The organism is Streptomyces phyllanthi, assembly GCF_009377205.1.
GTDB lineage: Bacteria > Actinomycetota > Actinomycetes > Streptomycetales > Streptomycetaceae > Streptomyces > Streptomyces phyllanthi.
In genome coordinates, this window is record NZ_VJZE01000903.1 from 1 (window position 1) to 1358 (window position 1358).

At 74.1% G+C, this 1358-nt stretch carries 2 protein-coding genes; one reads left to right on the forward strand and one right to left on the reverse strand.

Annotated elements, in window-relative coordinates; all coding sequences use genetic code 11:
• Nucleotides 1–60: 60 nt before the first annotated feature.
• The gene (locus tag FNH04_RS46000; protein ID WP_152792151.1) at nucleotides 61–642 is read right to left on the reverse strand and encodes an HhH-GPD-type base excision DNA repair protein; all 582 of its coding nucleotides are present in this window, start codon (nucleotides 640–642) and stop codon (nucleotides 61–63) included.
• Between the two features lie 267 nt (nucleotides 643–909).
• Between FNH04_RS46000 and FNH04_RS46005 the strand changes: the two genes are divergently transcribed.
• On the forward strand, nucleotides 910–1358 hold a 449-nt coding region (locus FNH04_RS46005), incomplete at its 3' end, for a cupin domain-containing protein (protein WP_322725774.1).

A 1358-nucleotide genomic window follows, 5' to 3' on the forward strand; every position in this document is an offset into this window, starting at 1 on the left:
GTGCCACCTGGGGCGGGCCATGCGGTGGACGGCCCGTGGCCGGTGGCCGGGGGGCTCCGCCTACTGTCCGGAGGACTTCGCCGCCTTCATCTGCTGCTTGTGCGCCCGGACCTTGGCCAGCGACTCGGGGCCGGTGATGTCGGCGACCGAGCGGAAGGAGCCGGGTTCGCCGTAGGGGCCCGCGGCCTCGCGCCAGCCCTCGGGGCGCACGCCGAGCTGCTTGCCCAGCAGGGCGAGGAAGATCTGGGCCTTCTGGGCGCCGAAGCCGGGGAGTTCACGGAGGCGCTTCAGGAGGTCCCGGCCCGAGGCGACCCCCTCCCAGACCGCGCTCGCGTCACCGTCGTAGTGCTCGACGAGGTACTGGCACAGCTGCTGGATCCGTCCGGCCATGGAGCCCGGGTAGCGGTGGACCGCCGGCTTCCGGGAGAGCAGGGCGGCGAAGTCCTCCGGGTCGTGCGTGGCGATCTCGTGCGCGTCGAGGTCGTCCGTGCCGAGCCGCTGGGCGATGGTGGCCGGGCCCTTGAACGCCCATTCCATCGGCACCTGCTGGTCCAGCAGCATGCCGACGAGCGCGGCCAGGGGGCTGCGCCCGAGGAGTTCGTCGGCCGCGGGGTCCTGGGCGAGATGAAGGGTGACGTCCATGCCTCGATGATCCCGCCTCCGCGCACGATCCGCGCGCACTGTCTCCTTGGCCCCCGGCCGGTCCGGGCGGGGGCCGGTCGGCACCGGCCGCGCGCTGCCGGTCGCCTTCATGAGGTACGCCCTCGTCCCTTCCGGACCGCCGGCGGGTGGCCGCCGGTCCCGACGAGGGCGACGGGAGAGCCGTCGCCGGTTCGCCCGCGAGGGCTTCGGGGCCGGATCCGCCTGTTCGGCACCGGGGAAGTGACGGTCGGTCAGTAGCCTGGCCCGGTGACCCCCGAAGATCTCGTCGCCCACTACGGGCTGGAGCCCATTCCGCGTGAGGGCGGGCGGTTCCGGCGTACCTGGGCGGGGCCCGAGCGGGACGACGGGCGGCCGGAGGGGTCCGCGATCGTCGCCCTGCTCACCTCCGCGCCCGGTGACCACTCGGCGCTGCACCGGCTGCCCTCGGACGAGGTGTGGCACTTCTACCTCGGCGACCCACTGGAGCTCCTGCTGCTCGCGCCGGACGGTTCGTCCCGTACGGCGGTGCTCGGTCCGGACGTGCTCGGTGGCCAGTGGGTGCAGTACACCGTGCCCGCCGGGACCTGGATGGGGGCGCGGGTCGTCGCGGGCGGGGCGTGGGCGTTGTTCGGCTGCACGATGGCGCCGGGCTTCACGTACGAGGGCTACGAGCACGGGGACGTGGACGAGTTGACGGCGCGTTACCCGGCGGAGGC